Origin of the sequence: Jiangella rhizosphaerae, assembly GCF_003579925.1 — a bacterium.
In the GTDB taxonomy this organism is placed as follows: domain Bacteria; phylum Actinomycetota; class Actinomycetes; order Jiangellales; family Jiangellaceae; genus Jiangella; species Jiangella rhizosphaerae.
In genome coordinates, this window is sequence record NZ_QUAL01000047.1 from 1 (window position 1) to 4631 (window position 4631).

Genomic DNA, 4631 nt, shown 5'->3' on the forward strand with positions numbered 1-4631 from the left:
CGCGGCCGCAGCCGGCGGCGCAGCTTCGGCGGCGGCTCCAGCCGGCGGTCGTCCCGGCGCTCCGGCGGCGGCCGCCGCTTCTGACGGCTTCGCCGCCGGCGCTACCCACCGCGACGCACGGCCGCTCGCCCCGCCTCACCCCGAAGTTGATCTTGGAGTAATGCCGGTATCAATCGGACATTCCTGGCCGCAATAGCAGCATTACTCCAAGATCAACTTCGGAGTGGGGTGGTTGGCCGGGGCTTCTCGTTCGCCGGGGCTGCGGCCAAGGGGGACGGGGTGAAGTCTGGGCACGACTGGACGTTCCGCGTGCCTGTTCGTCCCGGTGTGCCCGGCTGTGGGCGGTGGTGCTCATCGGCGATCGCGTACATCACCACGATTACCCGAGCCTCACCACGATCGCAGGCGTAGTACGACACGGAATTTCCTAGTGAACGTGATCAATCCGGGGCCGGAGGCGGCCAGCGGGCGGAGACCCAAGCGGAGTCGGTCGCCGCGACAACGGTGACCCCGCGACGCCTCAGGAGAAGGCGTCGTCGGCGAGGAGGGCGGGCAGGGCGTCGGGGTCGGCCAGCGCCTCGGCGAGCAGCCAGCGCTTCGCCCACTGACCGGTCGTCCAGGCCAGGCCTCGGGCCAGGCCGTCGGTGGTCGCGGCGTGGACGTCGTCGCCGTCGGGCCACCAGTCCACCGGGACGCCGCCGGCCCGCAGGTCGTCGTGCTCGACGTACGTCGCCGGCGCCGCGCCCAGCACCGACGCGACGGCGTCCGGGACCGGCTGGCGCCGCCCGGCGTCGCTCAGTGCGACGTCGTGCACCTCCGAGGCGAGGTCGACGTCCAGGAGGTCGGCCAGGGCGGCCGGCCCGGGGACCAGCCCGGGCAGCCCGAGCTGCAGCCAGTGCGGCCCGTCGCACACCACCACCGACGACGCGGCGACCACGCGGCTGCCGACGCCGTCGGGCACCCGGATCCGCTCCGGCGGGCGGACGCCGGCGGGATCGTGCGCCGCCAGCGCCGCGTAGACCTGCGCGAGCGTCGCCGCCGGCAGGCTCAGGTCGTCCTCCGCGAGCCGGTCGAGGACGGCGGCGGGATCGAGGTCGCCCGGCGAACGCGCCAGCCCGACGGCGGCCGCGAAGGCGTCGTCGACCGGGACGTCGGCGACCGGCAGCACCGCCCGCACCACCGGGTCGGCATCGGGCAGGGCGAGGCCGGTCAGCGGCCGGCCGCCGATCCGGGCGTGCCGCCGCAGCCACCACGCGGTGTACGACGGCACCTCGCGCCGCCCGCCGCCGGCGAGGGTCAACCGCACCGGTGACACGACGGCGGCCCGGGTGCCGGCGTCGGCGGCCAGCCACTCCAGCACCTGCGGCCAGGCATCGTCGCGGACGAGGTCGAGGTCGGCGACGGCGGTGAACTCACCGGTCAGCGGCGGTACGGGCTGCGCGGGCAGGCCGGACAGCACCTCCTCGACCCACCCGTCCTCGTCGTCGAGATCGTGCCAGGTGTCCGGCTCCAGCGTGACGTCGGTGTCGCGGACCACGGCGAACCCGTCGCGCACGCCCGCGGCCCGCAGGACGGCCGGGCCGAAGCGGTCCACGAGCTCGGGAGCGACGGTGAACTCGGCGGGATCCGCATCGAGGACCGCCAGCAGCGGCGACCCCGGCAGCAGCAGCTCCCGCGCCGGGACCGCGTCGCCCATGGCGTCGTTCAGCGGCAGTCCTGCCAGCCACGGCTCGTCGGCGACGTCGAGGCCGGACTCCGCGAGCAGCCCGAGCACCGCCTCGGCGACCGGCGCGGGGTCGTCGTCGCTCTCGGCGAGGTCGCCGACGGCGCCTTGGACGAGCGGGTCGCGCAGTACCGAGGCGGCGGTGGCGTCGACGGCGCCGAGCCGGTACAGCAGCGGGTGGTCGGCCTCCGGTGCGACCACCCGCAGGTCGAACGGCGCCAGCAGCTCCGAGCGCACCTCGCCGGGCACCAGCAGCCCGCGCGGCCCGCGGACCAGCCGCCCGTCGGCCAGCGGCACCGGCAGCGCGCCCAGCGACTCCTGGTCCGAACCGTCCAGCGCGTCGTACAACGCCCGCCACCCCGCCGGCGTCAGGCGCTCCCCCGCCAGCTCGTCGACCACGTCGGCCAGCGACGTCACCGTCGCGCCGAGGCCGGTGAGCACCTCCGGACGCCACCAGTCCCGCGCCGGCAGTCCGGGGACCACGCCGCGCAGCGCGGCCGGGTCGGCGGTCCGGCTCAGGCCGTCGACCAGCGTCACCTCACCGGGCCGCAGCCGATCACCGCCGGCGCCGGCCACGAACGGCGTCGCCGCCAGCGCCGTCCGGACCGCCCGGTGCAGCACGGCGTCGACCGCCTCGACGCCCAGCGGACCCGGCACCAGCGCCAGGACGGCGGCGCCCGGCACCGGCGGGACGAACGACGCGACCAGCCGCGCGTACACCTCCCCGACCTGCGCCGCCAGGTGGTCGAGCAGCGCCCGGCGGCGCGACGAGTCCAGCGGGAGGCCGGCGATCACCAGCGCCGGCAGGTCGGTGCGGTCGTCGGTCGGCGTCGGGGCGTGCACGACGGCGGCAGCACGGCCGGCGCCCGGACGCCGGCCTCGCCGCACACCGGCACCGCGACCGTCGCCGACCAGCCCGGCCGGGACCGCTCCTCGAACGGCCGGTCCGCCAGCAGCTCGTCCGGCGCGACGCCGGTGCGGGTCGCCAGCCGCCAGATCCGCTCGCCGATGCGCCGCTCCGCCAGCCCGTCCGCCAGCCGCTCGGGCGCGCCCGCGTCGAGCCGGCGCACGTCGCCGTCGACGTCGACGACCAGCTCGCCCAGCCACGGCAGCGCCAGCAGCAGCGCGTCGTCGACCTCGGCGAGCAGCCGGCGGACCAGCCGGACGGCGTCGGCGTCGCGCAGCGGCAGCTCGACCGCGGTGTCATACCCCTCCGGCACCGCGCCGCCGGCCGGGAACGGCAGCCGCAGGACCGGCACCGCCTCTCCGCGCCGGGCCAGCTCGGCGGCCAGCCCCGGCACCGACGCCGCCACGCCACGCGCCTCGGCCCGCGACCACCGCACGCCGCCGCCGGACGCCGTCAGCACCTGCGGTTCGTCGGTGACCGCCAGCACGGCGGCGAATCCGACACCGAACCGGCCGACGGTGTCGTCGTCGCGCTTGGTGGACGCGCGCAGGGTCGACAGGCCCTCGACCCCGGCGGCGTCGAGCGGCGCTCCGGTGTTGGCGGCCAGCAGCGTCGACCCGGTGAGCCGCAGCAGCAGCCGTGCCGGCAGTCCGACGCGGGCGCCGGCGTCGGCGGCGTTCTGGGCCAGCTCGACGACCACGCGATCGCGGTAGGACCCGCGGGCCAGCTCCTCCTCGGCGTTGGCGTCCTCGCGGAACCGGGCGGGCGACGCCGACCAGGCCGTCAGGACGCGCTCGCGCAGCGCCGCGGTGTCGAAGACGTCCACGGGGGCGACGTTACGGGGCGTCGAGCTCCAGCGGCACCAGCTCGTAGCTGAGGGTGTCGACGACCGGCTCGGCGGCGTCGTCGGACGGCGGCGGCAGCCGCACGTCGGAGTGACCGCCGCAGCCGTGCGCGTGCGAGACGACCTTGCCGTCGAACGGGGTGCGCTCGTTGGTGCACACGCCGAACGCGTGGCCGAGCGTGCCGGCCAGCAGCACCGCGAACCCGCAGCTGCCGCAGCGGCCGGGCGCCGCCTTCGCGATGTCGGTGTGCGGGCCGGTGTCGCCCTCGAACCAGCGCTGCGCGGTGTCGTCGCGGCCCTCGCGCGACAGCACCCATTCGCGGCCGAGGCCGAGCTCCTGGACCACCTCGAGGACGTCCTGGTCGTCGGCCGAGGTGTAGCCGGGCTCGATGCGGTAGTCGTCCTGGGCGACGGGCAGGAGGTCGCCGGGGCCGAGGTCGTCGGGCTTGACGCGGTCCTCCCACGGCACCCAGGCCGGGGCGAGGACGGCGTCGGCGCCGGGCAGCAGCACGCACTCGCTGACGGTGACCACCTTGGACCGCGACGCCCGGGTGACGGTGACCGCCCACCGCCAGCCGACGTACCCGGCCAGCCGGCAGGCGAAGTAGTGGGTGACGACCCGCTCGCCCTCGGCGTCGTGGCCGAGGTGGTCGCCGACGGCGTCCTCGCTGCCGACGTCGACGGCCGCCGCGCGCGCCTCGTCGACGGCCTTGACGAGGACGGAGTCGGCCTTGGCGGAGCGGGTACGAGACGATGCGGCGGTCACGAGAGTCGATTGTCGCAAACTCGCGCCATGATCGACACATCCAGTCGCCTTCATGAATCGGGTCATGCAAAGACCCCGAACTCTCGCCGGTCCCCATCCGTCCTGGACCGAGGACTCAGCGGGACCTCCGGCCCCCATCGTCCGTCGGTTTTGCATGACCCGCATCGGCCCGATGCGGAGACGTCGTCGGGCCCGATGCGGGGACATCGTCGGGCCGGGCGGGCCGATGCGGTTGGATGGGTGTGTGGCTGAGACGGATCCGCTGGCCGGCCCGCCCGGGGAGGGCGGGGGTCGCGGCGCGCGCGGCGACGGCGGGACCTACGAGTCGCCGTTCGCCGGTCGTGAGCTGCCCGGCGCGGGCAACGGCGGCCCGCCCGGCGGCGCCGGCACG

Annotated in this window: 3 protein-coding genes; all 3 read right to left on the reverse strand. The window is 76.4% G+C overall.

Going from position 1 to position 4631, the window contains the following annotated elements; translation table 11 throughout:
- Positions 1 to 520: 520 nt before the first annotated feature.
- The 3 genes from DY240_RS05750 to DY240_RS05755 are packed head-to-tail and all read right to left on the reverse strand — an operon-like array spanning position 521 to position 4240.
- Positions 521 to 2566 (reverse strand): hypothetical protein, encoded by a 2046-nt coding sequence (locus DY240_RS05750; protein ID WP_199700884.1) that lies wholly within the window; start codon positions 2564 to 2566, stop codon positions 521 to 523.
- The gene (locus DY240_RS32725; protein ID WP_199700886.1) at positions 2515 to 3456 is read right to left on the reverse strand and encodes a sacsin N-terminal ATP-binding-like domain-containing protein; all 942 of its coding nucleotides are present in this window, start codon (positions 3454 to 3456) and stop codon (positions 2515 to 2517) included. Before DY240_RS32725 ends, DY240_RS05750 begins: the two co-directional genes overlap by 52 nt.
- Before the next feature lie 10 nt (positions 3457 to 3466).
- On the reverse strand, positions 3467 to 4240 hold the full coding sequence (locus tag DY240_RS05755) for a DUF3027 domain-containing protein (RefSeq protein ID WP_199700888.1): 774 nt from the start codon (positions 4238 to 4240) through the stop codon (positions 3467 to 3469).
- Positions 4241 to 4631: the final 391 nt, after the last annotated feature.